The following is a 19,470-nucleotide window of genomic DNA, read 5'->3' as shown; positions in this document are numbered from 1 at the left end:
TTAGGCTGAGGCCATGGCCACTCCCGAGTTCGTCCTGTCGCTGCGCGAGAAGATCGGCACGGCGCCGCTGCCGCTGGTGGGCGTGACAGCCGTGGTGTTCAAGGACGAGAAGGTGCTCCTCGGCAAGCGGGCGGACAACGGGGCCTGGCAGTGCGTGTCGGGCATCGTCGATCCCGGCGAGGAGCCCGCCGACGCGGCCGTGCGCGAATGCCGAGAAGAGGCGGGTATCGGCGTGCGCGCCGTGCGTCTCGCGCTGGTCCACCAGCTGCCCCGCACGACCTACGCCAACGGCGACCAGGTCGACTACCTCGACCTCGTCTTCCGCTGCGACTGGGTGTCGGGCGAACCGTTCCCCGCCGACGGCGAACTGACCGAGGTGGGCTGGTACGGACTCGGCGAACTGACCGAGGTGGCTCAGGCCCACGTCCGCAAGATCGCGTTGGCCGTCGCCGAGGACGATCCGGCTTCGTTCTCCGGCGGGCGCTGACGCGTCAGCGCCCGCGGGCGGCGAGGATGTCCGCGCGCACCTGACGGCGGATGACCTTGCCGACCAGAGAGCGCGGCAGCGCCGGCACCTGGGCGACCGAGCGCGGAACCTTGTACGCCGCCAGGTGGACGCGTGCGAACGAGCGCAGCTCTTCGGCGTCGAACACCGTCCCTTCGCGCATCACCACGGCCGCTGTCACCGTCTCCGACCCGTCCGAGCGCGGGATGCCGACGACCGCCGCGTCTGCGACGTCGGGATGCAGCAGCAGCGCGTTCTCGACCTCGCTCGGGCTGATGTTGAACCCGCCGCTGATGATCAGCTCCTTGAGACGATCCACGACGGTCACGAAGCCCTCGGCATCCACCGTCACGATGTCGCCGGTGCGCAGCCAACCGCCCGCCAGCAGGGTGCTGGCCGTCTCTTCCGGTCGTTTCCAGTACCCCTGGAAGACCTGCGGTCCGCGCACGAGAAGCTCGCCCTCGGCGCCGTCGTCGACGTCACGGGTGGGATCCGCGGGGTCCACGACGCGGATCTCGGTGCTGGGAAATGGCACGCCGACCGTGCCCGGTCGGCGCAGCGGCCCCATCGGGTTGCCGACGCTGATCGGCGACGACTCGGTCATGCCGTAGCCCTCCACGATGATGCCGTGGGTCGCTTCCTCCCACCGCAGCACGGTCGACGGCGGCAGCGCCATGGCGCCGGAGATCGCATTGCGCAGGCTCGAGAGGTCGATGCCGGCGCGCACGGCGGCGCGCGCCAAGGCGTCGTAGATGGGCGGCACAGCGGCGAGGAAGGTCGGTGGCGTGCGACGCATCGCGTCGAGGGTGAGGGTGACGTCGAACGTCGGAAACAGCACGATGCGCGCTCCGAGCGAGAGCGCCGTGGTCAGGCACAGCGTCAGACCGTACGCGTGGAAGAGCGGGAGCACGGCGTAGAAGACCTCGCGCCCCGGCACCAGATCCGGCACCCAGGCGGCCGATTGGGCCGCGTTCGAGCGGAGGTTGCGGTGCGTGAGCATGGCGGCTTTCGGGACCCCCGTGGTGCCGCTCGTCAGCTGCAGCGCGGCGAGGTCGTCCAGCTGCGGACGCGGAGTGCGCCGGCGCACCGGCCGATGCGACGCCACCCGTGTCCAGGTGAGCACGCCCTTCGCGCGCGGAGTCGTCGTCAGCGCTGCCCGCGAGGCACGCGCCTTCGCAACGGGAAGACGCAGGGCAGCCCGTGTGCGGACCGGCATCGCGTCGGTCATCCGCACCGCGACGACCTGGCTCGGGCGGATGTCGGAGGGGAACTCGGCGATCGTGTCGGCCACGGCATCCCACACGATCGCAACCCGCGCGTGATGCACTTCGAACTGATGGCGCAGCTCCGGCGCGGTGTATCGCGGGTTGTGTTCCACCACGATCGCGCCGAGCCGCAGCACGGCGTAGAACGCGACCACATGCTGGGGGCAGTTCGGGAGGATCAGCGCGACGCGATCGCCGGGTCCGACGCCCAGACGCCGCAAGCCCTCGGCTGCTCTCGCGACCTGGTCTCCGAGTTCGCGATACGTGGTGACCGCTCCGAAGAACTCCAACGCGGGCCGACGAGGATAGCGTCGGACGGAGTCGTCGAGCATGTCGACGAGGGTCTGCGTGACCGGTTCGATCTCGGCGGGCACCCCCGGCGCGTAGGAGGAGAGCCAAGGACGGTCGGACAGCGACATCCCTCCAGGCTAGGCACCCTTACGTACGTCCGCCGGCATGAGTCGAAGCTCAGCCCCGGAGGACGTCGAGCGCGTGTGCGAGATCGACCGGATAATCGCTCCTGAACGTGACCCATTCGGTCGTGGCCGGGTGCGCGAAGGAGAGCTCGTGCGCGTGCAGCCACTGCCGGGTGAGCCCGAGACGCGCCGACAACGTCGGGTCGGCACCGTAGAGCGGGTCTCCCACGCACGGGTGGCGATGGGCCGCCATGTGCACGCGGATCTGGTGGGTGCGTCCCGTCTCCAGATGGATCTCCAGGAGGGATGCCGAGGGGAACGCCTCGAGGGTCTCGTAGTGGGTGATCGAGTCCTTGCCGTCGGGAGTGACGGCGAACTTCCACGAATGCGACGGGTGGCGCCCGATGGGCGCGTCGATCGTTCCGGCGAGCGGATCGGGGTGCCCCTGCACGACCGCATGGTAGATCTTCTCGACCTCGCGCTCTTTGAATGCGCGCTTGAGCGCGGTGTAGGCGCGCTCCGATTTGGCGACGACCATGAGGCCGCTCGTACCGACGTCGAGGCGGTGCACGACACCCTGACGCTCGGCGGCACCCGTGGTGGCGATACGGAAGCCGGCAGCCGCCAGCGCACCGAGAACCGTCGGCCCTTCCCAACCGAGGGAGGGATGTGCGGCGACGCCGGAGGGTTTGTCGACGACCACGATCTCATCGTCGTCGTAGACGATGCCGAGATCCGGGACGGCTACCGGGACGATCTCCGGTTCGCGCCGCTCCTCCCACTCCACCTCGAGCCAGCCTGCTGCACGCAGGCGGTCGGATTTGCCCAGCGCGCGGCCGTCCATCCGCACCCCGCCGGCCTCGGCGACCTCAGCGGCGAAGGAGCGGGAGAACCCCAGCATCTTGGCCAGCGCGGCATCCACACGGGCGCCGTCGAGGCCGTCGGGCACGGGCAGGACGCGAGACGGCATCAGGCCTCACGCGGGGCGGTCGTGGTGTCGCCTTCGCCGGGGGCGGCGGGCTCCGTCGCGGCGGACTCGTCGGCTGCGCGGCGCTCGCGACTGCCGTCGAGGCGAACGCCGATCAGTACCAACAGCGCGACGCCGATCATCATCGTCACGATGAACATGTCGGCGACGTTGTAGATGGCGGGATTCATGCCCAGCCACATCCACGGCGTGTTGATGAAATCGACGACGTGCCCGACGAGGAAGCCGGGGTCACGGAAAAGACGGTCGCTGAGGTTGCCCAGGATTCCGCCGAGCAGCAGACCCAGCACGATCGCCCACACACGCGAACGCACCCGCGTCACCGTCAGGGAGACGATGACGACGGCGGCGACCGTCATGACGATCGTGAAGATCCACGTCTGACCTTCGAGCAGGGAGAAGGCGGCGCCGGGGTTGCGTGTCAGATAGAACTGGAGCGCGTCACCCCAGACCTGCACGGGCTGCTGGAACGGCAGAGTGGTGAGGGCCAGATACTTGGCGAACTGGTCAGCGGCCAGCACCAGCGCCGCGAGAATCGCGACGATGGCACCGGCCGCTGCCCTGTTCAGGCTCCGACGCGGAGCACTGCGCTCTGTGGCGTGGTCCGTCACCGGGCTCAGGAAGCCGAGACGGAGGACGCGCCCGAGGTGGCGCCGGCGACGTCGAGGTCGCGGAGCTTCTCCTCGATGAACCCGCGCAGCTGCGAGCGGTAGTCACGCTCGAACTGACGCAGCTCGCTGATGCGGCCTTCGAGCGTCACGCGCTCGCTTTCGAGGCGTGCCATCTCGTCACGGCCCTTGGCCTCGGCCTCGGCGAGGATCGAGGCGGCCTTGGCCTGCGCCTCGGAGATGAGCTTGTCGCGCTGGGCCTGGCCTTCGGCGACGTGCTCGTCGTGCAGGCGCTGAGCCAGTTCGATGATGCCGGCAGAAGCGGCGACGCCGCCGGCGGCGGGAGCCTCGACCGCGGGAGCGGGAACGGACTCGACGACGGCGGGAGCTGACTCCTCGACGACGGTCGCCTCGACGACCTCCGCGGGAGAGGACTCACCGGACTCGTACGCAGCGAGCTTCGCCTTCAGCTCTTCGTTCTCGGCGATCGTCTTACGCCACTCGACGACGATTTCGTCCAGGAAGTCGTCGACCTCATCCGGGTCGAAACCCTCCTTGAACCGCACGTGCTGGAACTGCTTCGTGACGACGTCTTCCGGGGTCAAAGCCATGGTGTTTCCTCTTTCGGGGCTCACGACGCGGGCCGATTCGGTCGGCCCGCCACCGGCGAGCCGTACTGACCAAGTGTAGTCGGCGGTGGTGGGGCGTGCGACGGGGGGCTAGAGACGCTCGATGACGCGGACGATCGTCAGCAGCACGAAGCAGGCCAACATCGTCACCGGAAAACCGAGGTCGAGGGCGATAGGGCCGATCCGCAACGGAGGAATCAGCCGGCGGAAGAACCGTAGCGGCGGATCGGTGAGGGTGAAGACGGCCTCGGCGAAGACGAGACCGAATCCCCGCGGACGCCACTGGCGGTTGAACATCGGGATGTACTCGAGAACGAGTCTCGCCAGCAGCACGAGGATGTAGAGCAGGAGAAGGACGTCGACGACGAATGCCGCCAGGCGCACGAACTCCACGACTACTGGGTGAAGGGCGCGGACTCAGGGTCGGCCTGAGCCACCGTGCCGTCACCGGAGATCGCGACGTTCTCGGGCGAGAGGAGGAACACCTTGCTCGTCACGCGCTCGATGCGACCGTACAGGCCGAGCGACAGCCCACTCGCGAAGTCGATGAGGCGCCGCGCGTCGGCATCGCTCATCTGCGAGAGGTTGATGATGACCGGGATGCCGTCGCGGAAGTTCTCCGCGATGATCTGCGCGTCGCGGTACTGCTTGGGGTGCACCGTGAGAATCTCGCTGACGGTGCCTGCAGTGGGCTGACGCACGACGGCGGGACGGTGAAGCGGGGTCACAGGGGCCGCCTTCTCGATCGGGCGCTCGCTCGAGCGCTCACGGCGAGCAGGCGTCTCGGCAGCGGGCTCTTCGTAGACCTCTTCCTCATCGGCGAGGCCCAGGTACACCATGGTCTTCTTGAGCGGGTTCGACATCGCATTCCTCCGTTTGCTCGTCTGTTCTGAGGCTAGCCGCGGTCAGGGCGCGGTCCCGTGATTGCGGTGCCGATCCGCAGGTGTGTCGCGCCGGCGGCGATCGCTTCGGCGAAATCGCCCGACATCCCCGCCGACATCCACGCGGCATCCGGAACGACGCGACGTACCGTCGCCGCCGCGCCGGCGAGACGCTCGAACGCCTCCGCGGGCGCCGCCGCGAGCGGAGCGACGGCCATGACGCCGCGAAGGCGCAGCGACGCGCACCGCGCGGCGATGTGCGTCGCCAGGGCCTCGACCTCGCTCGGGGCCGCTCCCCCACGGGCGGGATCGTCCGTGAGATTGACCTGGAGGAACACGTCGAGAGGACTGCCCTCGGGATCGGCGGCATGCAGGGCGTCGGCGACGCGATCGCGGTCGACGGAGTGCACGCAGTCGGATGCCGCGCGTACCGCCTTCGCCTTCTTGGTCTGCAGCTGCCCGATGAAGTGCCACCGCACATCGCTCACAGCGTCGGTCGTCTCGCCGCGTTTGGCGGTCAGCTCCTGCTGTCGGCTCTCGCCGACATCGTGCACGCCGAGCGCGGCGAGGTCGACGACCAGGCGCGCGGGATGGAACTTGGTGACGACGATGCGCGTCAGCTCTCCCGGGTCGCGACCGACCGCCCTGGCCGCGTCCGCGATGCGGGCGTCCAGGGCGGTGAGGCGTTCGGCCAGCGTGGTCACTTCAGGAAGTCGGGAATGTCCAGGTCGTCGTCGCCGTAGACGGAGTCGTACGACTCCGCGACGGGCGCCGACACGGTGACCGCCTGCTTCTCTTCGGTCGCCGCACCCTCCCGGGCGGCCTCCTCCGCGGGCACCGCCGGCACCAGGGGCGTGGCCGGGCGCGCCGCGGTGATCGGCTCGATGCGCGTCTGGGGCTCGCCGCCGTCGAATCCCGCCGCGATCACGGTGACACGCACCTCGTCGCCGAGCGTGTCGTCGATGACGGTACCGAAGATGATGTTGGCCTCGGGGTGCGCAGCCTCCTTGACGAGCTGTGCGGCGTCGTTGATCTCGAAGATGCCCAGATTGGACCCACCCTGGATCGACAGCAGAACGCCGTGCGCCCCTTCGATGGACGCTTCCAGCAGGGGGGACTCGACCGCGAGCTCCGCGGCCTTGATGGCCCGGTCGGCACCGCGCGCAGACCCGATGCCCATGAGGGCGGAGCCGGCGCCCTGCATGACGCTCTTGACGTCGGCGAAGTCGAGGTTGATCAGACCCGGCGTGGTGATCAGGTCGGTGATGCCCTGAACACCCGCGAGCAGCACCTGGTCGGCGGTGGCGAAGGCCTCGATCATGGAGATGCCGCGGTCGCTGATCTCCAGCAGTCGGTCGTTGGGCACGACGATGAGGGTGTCGACCTCTTCCTTGAGCTTCGCGACGCCCGCCTCGGCCTGGCTCTGCCGGCGGCGTCCCTCGAAGCTGAAGGGCTTGGTGACGACACCGATGGTCAGCGCGCCGATCGACTTCGCGATGCGTGCGACGACGGGTGCGCCGCCGGTTCCCGTGCCGCCGCCCTCGCCCGCGGTGACGAAGACCATGTCGGCGCCCGCGAGGGCTTCCTCGATCTCCTCCGCGTGATCCTCGGCGGCGCGACGGCCCACCTCGGGATCGGCGCCGGCGCCGAGCCCGCGAGTGAGCTCACGACCCACGTCGAGCTTGACGTCCGCGTCGCTCATCAGCAGAGCCTGAGCGTCGGTGTTCACCGCGATGAACTCGACACCCCGCAGTCCGAGCTCGATCATCCGATTGACGGCGTTCACGCCGCCGCCACCCACACCCACGACTTTGATCACCGCGAGGTAGTTCTGGTTCTGGCTCATGCCGGCCTCCATTGTGTCCCGAACCCTGACTGCTAAACCTTGAACCTCTAGTTGAGGTTTAAAGAATTGCTCAGTATGCAATTCCTTGATTGAAGGTATGCGGCAGCCCTCCCGCGAACCGAGAGGCTGGGGGCGTGTCGCGCAGAAAAGCGTGTCGAGTGCTACCGAACGACGATCGTGCTCGGCGACGACACGTCGTAGCTGCGCGCCCCGGGGCGCGCCGTCATGATCGCGGCGAGATTCTTGGCCTTCAGCGGCGAGTCATCGGCGTTGCCCCAGACCACCGTGGTTCCGCCGGAGCCGAGAGTGAGGGTGACGTCATTGGGAGAGGTCGCCGCGATCGCGGTGACCTGAGCCCGGATGTCGCCCGGGAGGGCTCGGAAGACCGTTCCGACGGCGGTGAAGGCGGGTGAGGAGAGCCCGCCGGTCACGGTGAGCACGGGATGCCCTGCGGCCGGCTGGGGCGCGGTCGACAGGGCGACACCCGCGGCATCCACCAGAGTGAAGCCGGCGGGAGTCTGGATGGACCCGATCGGAGTGCGCTCCACGATGCGCACCACGAGCTCGTGGGGCGGGCGCGCTTCCAGTGAGTACGACTCCACGAGCGGGAACTTCACGAGAGCGGCCTTGACGGCGGAGGAGTCGACCAGCGGCAGCGGAGTGCCCAGCTGCCCGTCCAGCGCGGTCTCGACGGACGCGGGATCCAGCGTCGATGTGCCGACGACGGTGATCTGCTGCACCGCGAAGAGCGGGCTGTACGCGACCCCGAGGGTACCCAGCACGAGCAGAAGGAGCGCCGAGCCCGCGACGATCCACGTCATTCGCCGCCGACGCTGGCGCGCGGTGAACCGCCGCACCTCGGCGCGCAACGCGCGGCGTCTCGCCCGTGCGGCCGCCCACACCTCGCGCACGCCGACGGGCGCTTCCTCCTCACCGACCGGGATATCCGCCGGCTCATCGATGCGGGGCGGCGAGGACACCCAGAGGGGCATCAGCGGGGCGGTGAGATGATCGTCGCGGTCCGCGATGTCCTCCTCGACGGGAGCTTCCGCCCGGCGGGGCGGACCGACCTGACGCACGGGCGGCTCGACGCCGCGATCCGGCGCCGGGTCGCGATCGGCCGGACCCTGATCCGGCGCCGGGAGCGGCGTCGGCCGACGCATGGACTATGCCTCCGCCGTCGGCGTCGACAGCGCCTCGAGCACCTGCGGGATGATCTGGTAGACGTTGCCGCATCCGAGCGTGATGACGTAATCACCCTCCCGCGCGACGGTCGCGGTGTACTCGGCCGCCTCCTGCCAGTCGGCCACGTAGTGCACCTTGGAGGGATCGCGGAAGGCTCCGCTTACGAGCTCCCCCGTCACGCCGGGCACCGGGTCCTCGCGCGCCCCGTAGACGTCGAGCATGACGGTGTGGTCAGCGAAGGACTCGAGCACATCGGCGAACTCGCGGTACATCTCCTGTGTGCGCGAGTAGGTGTGGGGCTGCTGGATGGCGATGATGCGACCGTCGCCGACGACACTGCGCGCCGCAGCCAGCGCGGCGGCCACCTCGGTGGGGTGGTGCGCGTAGTCGTCGTAGACGCTCACGCCGCGCTGGACACCGTGGAGCTCGAAGCGTCGCACCGTGCCGCCGAACCCCTCCACGGCACGCAGGGCGGGCTCGAGCGCGTATCCGAGCGTGAGCAGCACCGCGACGGCCCCCGCCGCGTTGACCGCGTTGTGGGCGCCCGGAACGGCGAGCCGCCCGGTCACCGTCTCGCCGTCGTGCGTGAGCGCGAAGGAGACGGGACCTTCGGTCACGATGTCGCTCAGACGGACGTCGGCGGCGGCATCCTCCCCGAACGTCACGATCCGCTCATGGCGAAGAGCCTGAGCGACCCAGCGAGCGCCGGAGTCGTCGGCAGAGATGACGACGGCCTCTCGTGCCGCGTCGCCGAAGCGGACGAAGCCGTCGTAGAAGGCGTCACGCGACTCCCAGTGGTCGAGGTGATCGGGATCGACGTTGGTGATCAGCGCGACAGACGTGTCGTACAGCAGGAACGTTCCGTCGGACTCGTCGGCTTCGATGATGAACAGCTCGTCGCCGCCCGTGCCGCTGGAGACGCCGAGATCGGCGATGACTCCCCCGTTCACGAACGTCGGCGCCGTCCCGAGCGCACGCAGGGCCGTCACGAGCATGCCGGTGGACGTCGTCTTGCCGTGCGCACCGGCCACGCTCACGAGTCGGCGCCCTCCGATCAGCCAGTACAGCGCCTGGGAGCGATGGATGACGTGCAGGCCGCGCTCCTTCGCGAGAAGGAACTCCGGGTTTTCCGGCCAGATGGCGCCCGTATGGATCACGGCGTCGACATCGTCGGGAAGGTTCGCCGCGTCGTGCCCGACGTGCACGGTCGCACCCCGCGCGGCGAGAGCCCGGAGGGCGGTGCTGTCGGCGCGGTCGGAGCCGGAGACCCGGATGCCGCGATCGAGGAACATGCCGGCGAGTCCCGACATGCCCGATCCACCGATCCCGATGAAGTGGGCGGCGGTGATGTCCTCGGGGATGGGCAGGCTCAGGTCGGGTCGAATCATGGCTCGTCAAGTCTAGGTCGAGGCCGCCTGAGCGGATGCTGCGGCGCGCGGCGCACGAACGGGCTTGAGCGCGACCACCACCTTGCCTGGACATGTTGATACGAATGGTGATACAAAAGCGTCATGGATCCGCAGACCGCGCTGACGACGAACATCGTTCTCGTCGCCCTCAGTGGGGTGCTCGCGGGCTGCTTCCTCGCGTGGGCCCTCCTGCCCTCGCGCAGCGAACGCCGAGCGCTCAGATGGTCGGAGAACGCCGACCTGCCATTGCAGGAGTCGCCGATCGCCGATCGGATCGTCGCACGCCTGCGCCAGGATGCGATCACGGCTGCCACCGGTGCCGCGGTCGGCGTCGCACTCGGGGCGCTGGGACTGCTATCACCGGTCGGCAAGGACCCCGACTTCCCGACCACGTTCCTGTTGCCGATCATGCTGACCGTCTCCGCCCTGGTCAGCGCGGCCGTCGGCGTTCGCGCGCACCTCTTCGCTCCGGACCCGCTCTCGCGTCGCGTCGCGCGAACGCGGGCACTCACCTCCGCGGATTACCTCGGGGTGACGCGCCGGGCGCTCTGGCTGGCGACCGCGATCCTGTCCCTCTGCGCAGCGATCGGGGCCTCGTGGCTTCTCCTGCATCCCTCGTCCTCGTTCACCCCCGGCCTCGCCGTGGCGGCTCTCGTCATCGGCCTGCTCGGTGTGAGCGGCGTGCCCCTCGTGCACCGGTTCGAGCGAATCCTGCTCGAACGCGCGCAGCCGGCGTCCACCCCCATCGAGCTCGCCTGGGACGATCTGTTCCGAATCTCGACCCTGCACAGTGTCCGCATTGCCTGCGCGGCCCCCGGCGTGATCAGCGCCGCGCTCGTGGTCACGGCGATCACCGGAAACCGCTTCCTCGCGTCGCAGATCATCGTGTGGTCTCTGCTCGCCCTTCAGCTCGTCTTTCCCACGACGAGCCCTGGGCTGCCCGCTCGTCTGCGTCCGCGCCCGCGTCTTCCGTACGTGCCCGCAGGAAGCTCCCTCGCATGATCGTCATCGACCCGGCATCCGCGGTGCCCCCGTTCGAGCAGCTGCGGCGCCAGCTCATCGACGACGTCTCGAGCGGCGCACTGTCCCCCGGCACCCGTCTGCCGACCGTGCGCCGGCTGGCCGAGGACCTGGGGCTTGCTCCCGGCACCGTCGCGCGCGCCTACCGCGAGCTCGAGGTTGCCGGCATCATCGAGACACGCGGGCGCAACGGCACCTTCGTCGCCCCGCAGGGTGACGCGGCCCTCCGGGAAGCGCAGCGCGCCGCCGCGAGCTTCGTCGACCAGGTCCGCACGCTGCGCATCGATCCCGAGCAGGCTCTCGCGCTCGTTCACGCCGCGTTGCACAGCGCGCCCACCGTTCCCTGAGCCTCATCCGTCCCCACTTGTCGCGGTGCGGCACGCGCAGCGACAGAACAGGACGGACGAAACCGATCGGCCCCGCCACACCCGCTCAGCCCGCGAGCGCCCGATCCAGCATCGCGATCACCGAGGCCGTGCCGGCACGCGCGGCGGCGGTTCGCGCCTGCGCCGCGGCACGCATCGCCGACAGCGCCGCGTCGTCGCGCAGCAGCGGCACGATCTGCTCACGCACGCGGTCGGGGCTGAACGCGGCATCCTCGATCAGCTGTGCGGCGCCGGCGGCGACGGCTCCGCGCGCGTTGAGCGCCTGTTCTCCGTTGCCGACGGCGTACGGCACGTACACCGCGGGGATGCCGAGAGCCGACACCTCGCTCACGGTGGCCGCGCCCGAGCGCGAGACCACGAGATCCGCCAGCGCCAGCGCGAGGTCCATCCGGTCGAGGTAGGGAACGATTCGGTAGTCGGGGTGTCCCGGGTCGACGATCGGGTCGCGCTCCCCCGCGGCGTGCAGCAGCTGCCAGCCGGCGTCGATGACCGCGGGCCATGCCGCGGCGAACGTCTCGTTGAGCCGGCGCGCGCCCAACGATCCGCCGAACACGAGGAGCACGGGACGTGCCGGGTCGAGGCCGAAGAAGCGCGCCGCCTCGTCGCGCATCGTCGTGCGATCGAGCTCGACGATCTCCGCGCGCAACGGCATACCGACCGTCTGGGCGCCGCGCAGCGGGGTGTCGGGGAACGCCGCTCCCACGCCCGCCGCGCGGCGGGCGCCCAAGATGTTCGCCAACCCCGGGCGCGCATTCGCCTCGTGCACGACGTACGGCACCCCCTCGCGGCGGGCGGCCACGTACGCGGGAGCCGACGCGTAGCCGCCGAACCCGGCGACCACATCGACGTGATGATCGCGGATGTGCCGTCGCACCTGCCCGACGGCACGACGCCACGCCAGCGGGAACCGCAGCGCGGCGAGGTTCGGCCGCCGCGGAAAGGGGACCTTGTCGACGATCAACAGCTCGTACCCGCGTTCGGGCACCAGACGTGCTTCGAGACCCTCACGAGTGCCGAGGACGAGCACGGATGCCGCGGCGTCCCGCGCCCGCAACCCGTCGGCGACCGCCAGGAGCGGGTTCACATGTCCGGCGGTGCCGCCGCCGGCGAGGAGATACGTCGTCGAGGAAGCCGGGGTCGTCACCCGAGAGAGCCTACCGGCGGCGGGGAAGTGGCTCGGCGGCGATCGCCGTGGACGGGCCGACGGGAATCGTCCGCGCGAAAGACAGGAGCACACCACACGCGAACAGGACCGATAGCAGTGAGGTGCCGCCCTGCGACATGAACGGCAGCGGCACGCCCAGCACCGGCAGCAGGCGCAGGACGACCCCGATGTTGACGAGAGCCTGCCCGACGATCCAGACGATGATGCCGCCCGTGACGATGCGGACGAAGGGGTCGCGGGTCTTGCGGATGATCTGGAAGGCGGCGATCGCGAACACCGTGAACAGCAGGAGCACGACGGCGCAGCCGACCAGTCCCAGCTCCTCACCGAGGATCGCGAAGATGTAGTCGTTGGACCGCGCCGGCAGCCAGCCGTACTTCTCGCGCGAGTTTCCCAGCCCCAGTCCGAAGAGCCCCCCGTTGGCGAGGGCCCACACTCCGTGCACCGCCTGATAGCAGTCACCGACAGCCGCGTTGTAGCAGTCCATCGAGTCGAAGTTGACGAAGCTGCTCATGATGCGCGCCATGCGGTTCGAGTTGGTCACCGCGAAGAACACGGCGGAGACCACCACGACGATGAGCGGAATGATGAAGATCCGCAGCTTGACGCCGGAGAAGAACAGGCAGCCCAGCAGGATCGCCATCAAGATCATGCCGGTACCGAGGTCTTCGCTGCCGACCGCGACCAGTCCGATCACGAGACCGCCGACGGGCACGACGGGGATGAACACGTGCGTCCAGGACCCGAGCAGCGTCTGCTTGCGAAACAGCACGTAGCCGAGCCAGAGCGCGAGGGCCAGCTTGAGGAACTCGGAGGGCTGAGCCTGGATCCCGCCGATCTGGATCCAGTTCTGGTTGCCGTCGTTCGCAACCCCGAGGCCGGGAACGAAGACGAGCATCTGGAAACAGGTGGCCGCGATGAGCGCCGGCCATGCGATCCGCTTCCAGAACGTGACCGGCAGCCTGCTCGCGATGAACATCAACGGGATGCCGATCACGGCGAAGATGGCTTGCTTGATGACCACCTCGAAGGGGCTCTGGCCGGCGGCCATGGCGGAGGCCATCGTCGCGGAGAGGACCATCATGAGCCCGAAGCCGGTCAACAGCAGCGCGGTGGAGGCGACGAGCAGGAACTCGCTCGAGACGGGGGCGAACACGCGGCCCAAGGAGACGCGCGCTGCGAAGCCCGCCGTCCCGGCGTCGTCCGGCCCGTCAGCGGCGGGACGGGTCGGCGGGGTCGTCGTGGTCATCGGCTCCCCCTGTGTCTGTCGCGCCGTTCTCGTTCGGTGTCTGCGAGGCGGACGAGGACGTCCATTCCCGCACGGCCATCGCGAATCGCCGGCCGCGGTCGGCATACGAGTCGAATTGGTCGAAGGATGCCGCAGCGGGGGCGAGGAGGACCACGTCACCGTCACGGGCGATCCGTGCCGCCGCAGCGACCACGTCTGCCATGACGTCTTCAGTCTGAGCGTGGTCCACTTCGAAGACGGGAATGGCCGGCGCGTGTCGCGCGAACGCGTCGGTGATCGGTGTGCGTTCGACCCCGATGACGATGACGGCCTTCACGCTCGGGCCGCGCGCGGCGACCAGTTCGCCGATGTCCACGCCCTTCATGTCGCCGCCGACGACCCAGACCGCTCCCGGGAACGCCGCCAGCGACGACGCGGCCGCGTGCGGGTTGGTCGCCTTGGAGTCGTCGATCCAGGTGATGCCGTTTGCGGTGGCGATGACCTCGATGCGGTGGGCGTCGAGCCGGAAGCTGCCGAGAGCCTCCGCAATGCGCGCGGGGGCCACATCGAGCGAGCGAGCCAGCGCGGATGCGGCGAGGATGTTGGCGACGATGTGCGGCGCGATCAGCCCCTGCACGGCGAGATCGTCCAGCGTCGTGATCTCGAGCGCACTGGTGCGCCGATCCTCCAGGAAGGCGCGATCGACGACGATGCCGTCGACGATCCCGAGATCGCTCGGCCCCGGCACCCCGAGATCGAAACCGATCGCGCGGCATCCGTCAACGACATCGGCTTCTTCGACCATGACGCGGGTTGCGATGTCGGACTTGTTGTAGACGCACGCGACGCGCGTGTGCTGGTAGACGATCGCCTTCGCATCGCGGTACGCGGCGAACGATCCATGCCACTGCAGGTGATCGTCGGCGAGGTTCAGACATACGCTCGCGAACGGCGACACCGGCTCCGATCCCTGCTGGAGCGAGAGATACCAGAGCTGATGACTGGAGACCTCGACGACGAGCACGTCGAACCCGCTCGGGTCACGCACGGCGTCCAAGATCGGCACGCCGATGTTGCCGCACGGTGCGGCACGCAGCCCGCCGGCCACCAGCATCGTCGCGGTGAGCTGGGTCGTCGTCGTCTTGCCGTTGGTGCCGGTGATCAGCACCCAATCCGCGGGCGTGCCATCGGCGCGCAGCACCTTGTCGCGGACGCGCCAGGCGAGCTCGATATCCCCCCAGAGGGCCGTCCCCCGCTCGCGGGTCCAGGCGATGACCGGATGGTGGGGCGCGAAGCCGGGCGAGGCCACGACCACCTCGGGGTCGAAGTCGACGAGCTCGTCCGGAACGGCGCTCAGCGCTCCCAGGTGCAGACGCGCGCCGATCACGGGCAGAAGTCGCGCGTACTCCTCGCTCGCCGTCTCGCTGAGCACGAGGACGTCCGCGCCGAGCTCCGCGAGGGTGTCGGCGACGGAGAATCCGGTCATCGACAGACCGAGCACGGCGACGCGCAGTCCACGCCAGTCGGCATGCCAGCTGCGGAGGGCATCGAGGTCGCGCATACCCGTCACAGTGCCGACAGCCATTCGACGTAGAAGAGGGCGACGCCGGTCACCGCGAGCATGCCGGCGATGATCCACATGCGCACGACGATCGTGATCTCTGGCCAGCCGCGCATCTCGAGGTGATGGTGGAACGGGCTCATGAGGAAGAGGCGCTTGCCGCCGGTGGCCTTGAAGTAGATGCGCTGCAGGATCACCGACCCCGGGCCGATGATGAAGACGCCGGCGATGATGACGGAGAGCAGCTCGGCACGCGAGAGGATCGCCATCGCGGCGATCACACCGCCGATGGCCATCGAGCCGACGTCCCCCATGAAGATCTTCGCCTTCGGCGCGTTCCACCAGAGGAAGCCCACGAGCGCGCCCACGAAGGATGCCGCGACGATCGTGAGGTCCATCGGGTCGGGCGTCGGATAGCACCCGCCCACGTACGCGGTCACGAGCGCCTCGCTCGCGCAGCGCTGCTGGAACTGCCAGAAGGTCACGAGGCTCAGCGCGGAGACGGTGAAGATGCCGGATCCGGTGGCGAGGCCGTCGAGGCCGTCGGTGAGGTTGGTCGAGTTCGACCACGCCACCGAGATGAACGTGATCCAGATGAGGTAGACGATCCAGCCGACCACCGCGCCCAGGGCGAAGAACGACAGCATCGGGATGTCCCGGAAGAAGGAGACGTAGGGCGAGGCCGGCGTCTCACCGCGCGCGTCGGGGAAGTTCAGCGCCATGATGCCGAAGGGAACCGCCACGATCACCTGGCCGACGATCTTGCGCCACCCCGACAGACCGAGGCTGCGCTGCTGGCGCACCTTCATGAAGTCGTCGATGAAACCGACGACGCCGAACCCGACCATCATCCAGATGACGAGCAGACCCGAGATCGACGGCGGTGCTCCCCCGGTGAGCGTTCCGACGAAGTACCCGACGATCGAGCCCACGATGAAGACGATGCCGCCCATGGTGGGTGTTCCGCGCTTCGTCTGATGGCTGGGATTGTGCGCGTTCTCGGGGGTGCGGATGACCTGACCCCAGCCGAGCTTCTCGAAAAGCCGGATGAACAGCGGCGTGAGAAAGAGGGTGAACGCGAGCGAGATCGTCGCAGCCGCCAGCAGTGATCTCACGAGAACGATTCTCCCAGACGATCGCCGAGGTGCCGCAGGCCCGCGGAGTTGGACGATTTCACGAGCACTCGGTCGCCGTCGCGGAGCTCACCGCGAAGATACTCGAACGCGTCGTCGGACGTCTCGAAGAAGACGGCTTCGCCGTCCCACGAGCCCTCGCCGATGGCGGCGAGGTACAGACGGCGGGCGTCGCGGCCGACGACGACGATGCGTTCGATGCGCAGACGCACCGCGAGCAGGCCGACGCGGTCGTGCTCCTCGCCGGCGAGCTCGCCGAGCTCGCTCATCGCTCCCAGCACGGCGACCTTGCGCTCGCCCGGGCCGGCGATCTGTGCGAGCGTACGCAGGGCCGCGGCCATCGAGTCGGGGCTCGCGTTGTACGCGTCGTTGATGATGCGAACCCGCTCCGAGCCCATCGGCTGCATCCGCCAGCGTTCGGCGATCTCGAGCGTCTCCAACCGTGCGATCGCCGCGTCGAGAGCGACCCCGAGCTCGCGCGCGGCGGTCAACGCGGCCAGCGCGTTCATGACGTGATGTTCCCCGAGGACACGCAGCCGCAGCGGCCACCGCCCCTCGGGGGCCACGATGGTGCACGTCGTGCCGGCGGCCGTGACCTCGACGTCCTCGGCGCGCACATCGGCGGCGGATCCCCTCCCGAACCACCGCACGTCCACACCGCGGGATGCCGCGACGTCGGCCATCGTGGCGACACGCGCGTCATCGCGGTTGAGCACGGCGATCCCGCCGGGGCGCACCGCCTGAACGAGTTCGGTCTTCGCCTTCAGCGTCGCCTCGACGCCGCCGAAGCCTCCCGCGTGGGCCAGTCCCACCATGAGGACGACGCCGACGTCGGGGGTGACCAGTCCGGCGAGCTTCGCGATCTCTCCGGGGCCGGATGCGCCGAACTCGCTGACCAGGAAGCGGGTGTCCTCCCCGACCCGCAGCATCGTCAGGGGCGCGCCGACCTCGTTGTTGAAAGAGCCGCGCGGGGCGACGGTCTCGCCCTCTCCCTCCAGAATGCGGGCGAGCATGTTCTTCGTGGTGGTCTTGCCGTTGGACCCGGTGATGCCGACGATCTTGAGACTCCCGCGATCGCGCACGGCGGCGACCACCGTGCGCGCGAGGTCGGACAGGGCGGCGACGGCGTCCGCGACGACGATCTGACTGACCTGCGCCTCCACGCGTCGCTCGACGATCGCGAGGACGGCGCCGGAGGCGACGGCTCCGGCCACGAAGTTGTGGCCGTCGGTGACCTCTCCGGGCTTGGCGACGAAGATATCGCCGGCGCCGATCTCGCGCGAGTCGGTGTCGACGTTGCCGTCGACGACGGTGTCAGGGGTGTCGTGGGGGGCCGGGTGCAGGGTGCCCGCCACTGCGGCGGCGACCTCGGCGAGGGTCATCCGGATCATAGGGTTCGTTCCTCACGCGCGGTGGCGCGTCACGGTGTCGTCATTGTGTCACGGGCAGCAGCGGGGTGTCCGAGCCCGAGGGCATCACCCGGTAGTGCGTCAGCACCTGGGTCATCGCCTTCTTGAAGACCGAGCGGTTGGCCGAGGACATGGTGTTGGTCTTCGGCTCGTTGAAAAGGGTCAACACAACGTACTGCGGATCATCAGCCGGGGCGTAACCGGCCAGCGAGGTCATGAAGAGGTTGTCCTTGTAGCCGCCGTGGCCGTCCGGAATCTGAGCGGTACCCGTCTTGACGGCCAATCGGTAGCCGGGGATCTTGATGTCATCGGCGAGCGTGCCCTGGGCGTAGACGTTCTCGAGCATCTGGGAGACTTCGGCCGCGGTCTGCGGCTTGATGACCTGGACGGGGGCGGGCAAGGTCGGCGTGACGACGGTGCCGTCGGGCTTCGTGCAGGATTCCACGAGCTGTGCCGGCATCCGCACTCCGCCGTTGGCGATCGTCTGGAACAGGCTCGTCACCTGCGTCGGGGTCACCGTGAAGGCCTGCCCGAAGGTCGTCGTGTAGAAGGTCTGGTTGTCCCAGGTGGAGGCGTCGCGGATTTCTCCGGTGGGCTCGCCCGACCAGTTCAGCGCTGTGCCGTCGCCCACGCCGAAGCGCTTCAGGTAGTCGTAGCGCGTCTCGGCGGGAACCTGCGCGCCGAACTGCGACATGGCGACGTTGGAGGACTCCACGAGCCCGCCGGTGAGCGTCAGGTTCTGCGTGGGGTGACTCTCGGAGTCGTTGATCACCGCACCGTTGGGGAACTGGATGCGGTCTGGCGTCTCGACCGTCGATGTCGGGGTGAGACCGCCCTGCTCGATGACCGTGGCGGCCGTCACCGGCTTGAACGTCGATCCCGGCTCGTACGAGACGCGAAGCAGCCGCGAACCGCGATTGTCGGGGTCGGAGGCGCCGGGATCGTTGGGGTCGACCGTGTTCGTCTCGGCGAGGGCCCGAATCTTGCCGGTCTTCGCCTCCATGACGATGATGCCGCCCCAGTCGGCCTGGTAGCGCGCGGTCTCTTCGGCGATCAGCTGCTGCATGAACCACTGCAGATCGCTGTCGATCGTGAGCTTCAGTGTGCCGCCGTTGACGGCCGGCTTCTCGATTTCGGTGCCGGGGATGATGACACCGTCCGCCCCGCGCTGGTAGGTCAACGAGCCGTCCGTTGCCTGGAGGCAGGAGTTCTGCAGAGACTCCAGGCCCTCCAGCGGGTCCCCGTCGGACCCGACGAAACCGATCAGGTTGCCCGCGACCGCACCGTCGGGGTAGGTGCGAGAGGGGTGGAGGGGGAAGGTCAGGAACGGGAGCTTGAGCGCCGCGAGTGCGCGGTACTCCTCCGTGGAGACGTACCGCTTCACGTACGCGAATCGCGACGCCGAGTTCTCGGCCAGCGCGTCGGACACGATCTTCTCGACATCCGCGGCCGACTGACCTGTGATCGCGGCGATCTTGGGCGCCACGTCGGTCCACGGCGTCATGATGTTCTTGCCGTCGGCATCCGTCATCGCGTTGCCGCTGGCATCGGTCTGCACGGCACCCTGCGCCGCGAGCATGGGGTCGATCTGCACGTCGTAGAGCGTCGTGCTGCTCGCAAGGACGACGCCGTTGTCGTCGACGATGTCGCCGCGCGCGCCGTAGAGGGTGCTCTTGGCCCCGGTCGCGAACTGCTCCGAGTCGTCGACGTGCTCGCGCGCGTTGACCACCTGGATGTCCACCAGACGCACGACGAAGGCGGACAGGACCACCAGGACGACGGCGAGGGCGACGACGGTGCGGCGCCGCGGGCTGCGTGTTGCTCGTGTCGTCATGG

19 protein-coding genes are annotated in these 19,470 nt (G+C 69.0%); 3 read left to right on the top strand and 16 right to left on the bottom strand.

Going from position 1 to position 19,470, the window contains the following annotated elements; genetic code table 11:
• Positions 1-13 precede the first annotated feature (13 nt).
• Complete coding sequence (locus DEU37_RS08265) at positions 14-487, top strand: NUDIX domain-containing protein (protein WP_121190171.1); 474 nt, start codon at positions 14-16, stop codon at positions 485-487.
• Between the two features lie 4 nt (positions 488-491).
• On the opposite strand, the gene DEU37_RS08260 is transcribed toward DEU37_RS08265, so the two are convergent.
• From DEU37_RS08260 to murC, 10 genes are all read right to left on the bottom strand, one after another.
• Positions 492-2,189, bottom strand: coding sequence for a long-chain-fatty-acid--CoA ligase (locus DEU37_RS08260; protein WP_121190169.1), 1,698 nt, complete (start codon positions 2,187-2,189; stop codon positions 492-494).
• A 49-nt stretch (positions 2,190-2,238) separates the two neighbouring features.
• Positions 2,239-3,156: an RluA family pseudouridine synthase gene (locus tag DEU37_RS08255; RefSeq protein WP_121190167.1), complete on the bottom strand. Its 918-nt coding sequence runs from the start codon at positions 3,154-3,156 to the stop codon at positions 2,239-2,241.
• Entirely contained in the window at positions 3,156-3,785 is a 630-nt protein-coding gene (locus DEU37_RS08250; RefSeq protein WP_121190165.1) for a signal peptidase II, read from the bottom strand. The genes DEU37_RS08255 and DEU37_RS08250 overlap by 1 nt, the downstream gene beginning before the upstream one ends.
• A gap of 5 nt (positions 3,786-3,790) precedes the next feature.
• Positions 3,791-4,393, bottom strand: coding sequence for a DivIVA domain-containing protein (locus tag DEU37_RS08245; protein ID WP_121190163.1), 603 nt, complete (start codon positions 4,391-4,393; stop codon positions 3,791-3,793).
• Positions 4,394-4,501: 108 nt separating this feature from the next.
• Positions 4,502-4,804: a YggT family protein gene (locus DEU37_RS08240; protein WP_061681675.1), complete on the bottom strand. Its 303-nt coding sequence runs from the start codon at positions 4,802-4,804 to the stop codon at positions 4,502-4,504.
• Positions 4,805-4,806: 2 nt separating this feature from the next.
• Positions 4,807-5,274, bottom strand: coding sequence for a cell division protein SepF (locus DEU37_RS08235; RefSeq protein WP_005049149.1), 468 nt, complete (start codon positions 5,272-5,274; stop codon positions 4,807-4,809).
• Between the two features lie 32 nt (positions 5,275-5,306).
• Positions 5,307-5,996, bottom strand: a complete 690-nt coding sequence (locus DEU37_RS08230) for a YggS family pyridoxal phosphate-dependent enzyme (RefSeq protein ID WP_005049147.1) — start codon at positions 5,994-5,996, stop codon at positions 5,307-5,309.
• On the bottom strand, positions 5,993-7,138 hold the full coding sequence (ftsZ, locus tag DEU37_RS08225; protein ID WP_121190161.1) for a cell division protein FtsZ: 1,146 nt from the start codon (positions 7,136-7,138) through the stop codon (positions 5,993-5,995). Before ftsZ ends, DEU37_RS08230 begins: the two co-directional genes overlap by 4 nt.
• Before the next feature lie 161 nt (positions 7,139-7,299).
• Positions 7,300-8,301 carry an FtsQ-type POTRA domain-containing protein gene (locus tag DEU37_RS08220; protein ID WP_121190159.1) on the bottom strand — a complete coding sequence of 334 codons (1,002 nt, stop codon included), beginning with the start codon at positions 8,299-8,301 and terminating at the stop codon, positions 7,300-7,302.
• Between the two features lie 3 nt (positions 8,302-8,304).
• Complete coding sequence (gene murC, locus DEU37_RS08215) at positions 8,305-9,711, bottom strand: UDP-N-acetylmuramate--L-alanine ligase (protein ID WP_121190157.1); 1,407 nt, start codon at positions 9,709-9,711, stop codon at positions 8,305-8,307.
• A 123-nt stretch (positions 9,712-9,834) separates the two neighbouring features.
• Here murC and DEU37_RS08210 point away from each other — a divergent pair, with 123 nt between their 5' ends.
• Together DEU37_RS08210 and DEU37_RS08205 are read left to right on the top strand one after the other, a co-directional pair.
• On the top strand, positions 9,835-10,734 hold the full coding sequence (locus DEU37_RS08210; RefSeq protein WP_121190156.1) for a hypothetical protein: 900 nt from the start codon (positions 9,835-9,837) through the stop codon (positions 10,732-10,734).
• Entirely contained in the window at positions 10,731-11,099 is a 369-nt protein-coding gene (locus DEU37_RS08205; RefSeq protein WP_121190155.1) for a GntR family transcriptional regulator, read from the top strand. The genes DEU37_RS08210 and DEU37_RS08205 overlap by 4 nt, the downstream gene beginning before the upstream one ends.
• Before the next feature lie 85 nt (positions 11,100-11,184).
• On the opposite strand, the gene DEU37_RS08200 is transcribed toward DEU37_RS08205, so the two are convergent.
• The 6 genes from DEU37_RS08200 to DEU37_RS08175 are packed head-to-tail and all read right to left on the bottom strand — an operon-like array spanning position 11,185 to position 19,468.
• Complete coding sequence (locus DEU37_RS08200) at positions 11,185-12,282, bottom strand: glycosyltransferase (RefSeq protein ID WP_121190153.1); 1,098 nt, start codon at positions 12,280-12,282, stop codon at positions 11,185-11,187.
• 10 nt (positions 12,283-12,292) lie between these two features.
• Positions 12,293-13,552 (bottom strand): putative lipid II flippase FtsW, encoded by a 1,260-nt coding sequence (ftsW, locus tag DEU37_RS08195; protein ID WP_121190151.1) that lies wholly within the window; start codon positions 13,550-13,552, stop codon positions 12,293-12,295.
• The gene (gene murD / locus DEU37_RS08190) at positions 13,515-15,116 is read right to left on the bottom strand and encodes a UDP-N-acetylmuramoyl-L-alanine--D-glutamate ligase (protein WP_121190149.1); all 1,602 of its coding nucleotides are present in this window, start codon (positions 15,114-15,116) and stop codon (positions 13,515-13,517) included. Before murD ends, ftsW begins: the two co-directional genes overlap by 38 nt.
• Positions 15,098-16,207, bottom strand: a complete 1,110-nt coding sequence (gene mraY / locus DEU37_RS08185) for a phospho-N-acetylmuramoyl-pentapeptide-transferase (RefSeq protein WP_121190147.1) — start codon at positions 16,205-16,207, stop codon at positions 15,098-15,100. Before mraY ends, murD begins: the two co-directional genes overlap by 19 nt.
• Entirely contained in the window at positions 16,204-17,616 is a 1,413-nt protein-coding gene (gene murF / locus DEU37_RS08180) for a UDP-N-acetylmuramoyl-tripeptide--D-alanyl-D-alanine ligase (protein ID WP_121190146.1), read from the bottom strand. Before murF ends, mraY begins: the two co-directional genes overlap by 4 nt.
• Positions 17,617-17,656: 40 nt before the next feature.
• A complete protein-coding gene (locus DEU37_RS08175; RefSeq protein WP_121190145.1) occupies positions 17,657-19,468 on the bottom strand; it encodes a penicillin-binding protein 2 in 1,812 nt (603 codons plus the stop codon).
• Positions 19,469-19,470: the final 2 nt, after the last annotated feature.

Origin of the sequence: Microbacterium sp. AG790 (assembly GCF_003634765.1) — a bacterium.
Taxonomy (GTDB): Bacteria; Actinomycetota; Actinomycetes; order Actinomycetales; family Microbacteriaceae; genus Microbacterium.
This window is presented reverse-complemented; position numbering and strand designations above follow the sequence as displayed.

Coding starts and splice junctions, on each gene's coding strand:
- DEU37_RS08265 (WP_121190171.1), top strand. CDS start 14: ATGGCCACTCCCGAGTTCGTCCTGTCGCTGCGCGAGAAGATCGGCACG.
- DEU37_RS08260 (WP_121190169.1), bottom strand. CDS start 2,189: ATGTCGCTGTCCGACCGTCCTTGGCTCTCCTCCTACGCGCCGGGGGTG.
- DEU37_RS08255 (WP_121190167.1), bottom strand. CDS start 3,156: ATGCCGTCTCGCGTCCTGCCCGTGCCCGACGGCCTCGACGGCGCCCGT.
- DEU37_RS08245 (WP_121190163.1), bottom strand. CDS start 4,393: ATGGCTTTGACCCCGGAAGACGTCGTCACGAAGCAGTTCCAGCACGTG.
- DEU37_RS08235 (WP_005049149.1), bottom strand. CDS start 5,274: ATGTCGAACCCGCTCAAGAAGACCATGGTGTACCTGGGCCTCGCCGAT.
- ftsZ (WP_121190161.1), bottom strand. CDS start 7,138: ATGAGCCAGAACCAGAACTACCTCGCGGTGATCAAAGTCGTGGGTGTG.
- DEU37_RS08220 (WP_121190159.1), bottom strand. CDS start 8,301: ATGCGTCGGCCGACGCCGCTCCCGGCGCCGGATCAGGGTCCGGCCGAT.
- murC (WP_121190157.1), bottom strand. CDS start 9,711: ATGATTCGACCCGACCTGAGCCTGCCCATCCCCGAGGACATCACCGCC.
- DEU37_RS08210 (WP_121190156.1), top strand. CDS start 9,835: ATGGATCCGCAGACCGCGCTGACGACGAACATCGTTCTCGTCGCCCTC.
- DEU37_RS08205 (WP_121190155.1), top strand. CDS start 10,731: ATGATCGTCATCGACCCGGCATCCGCGGTGCCCCCGTTCGAGCAGCTG.
- ftsW (WP_121190151.1), bottom strand. CDS start 13,552: ATGACCACGACGACCCCGCCGACCCGTCCCGCCGCTGACGGGCCGGAC.
- murD (WP_121190149.1), bottom strand. CDS start 15,116: ATGGCTGTCGGCACTGTGACGGGTATGCGCGACCTCGATGCCCTCCGC.
- murF (WP_121190146.1), bottom strand. CDS start 17,616: ATGATCCGGATGACCCTCGCCGAGGTCGCCGCCGCAGTGGCGGGCACC.
- DEU37_RS08175 (WP_121190145.1), bottom strand. CDS start 19,468: ATGACGACACGAGCAACACGCAGCCCGCGGCGCCGCACCGTCGTCGCC.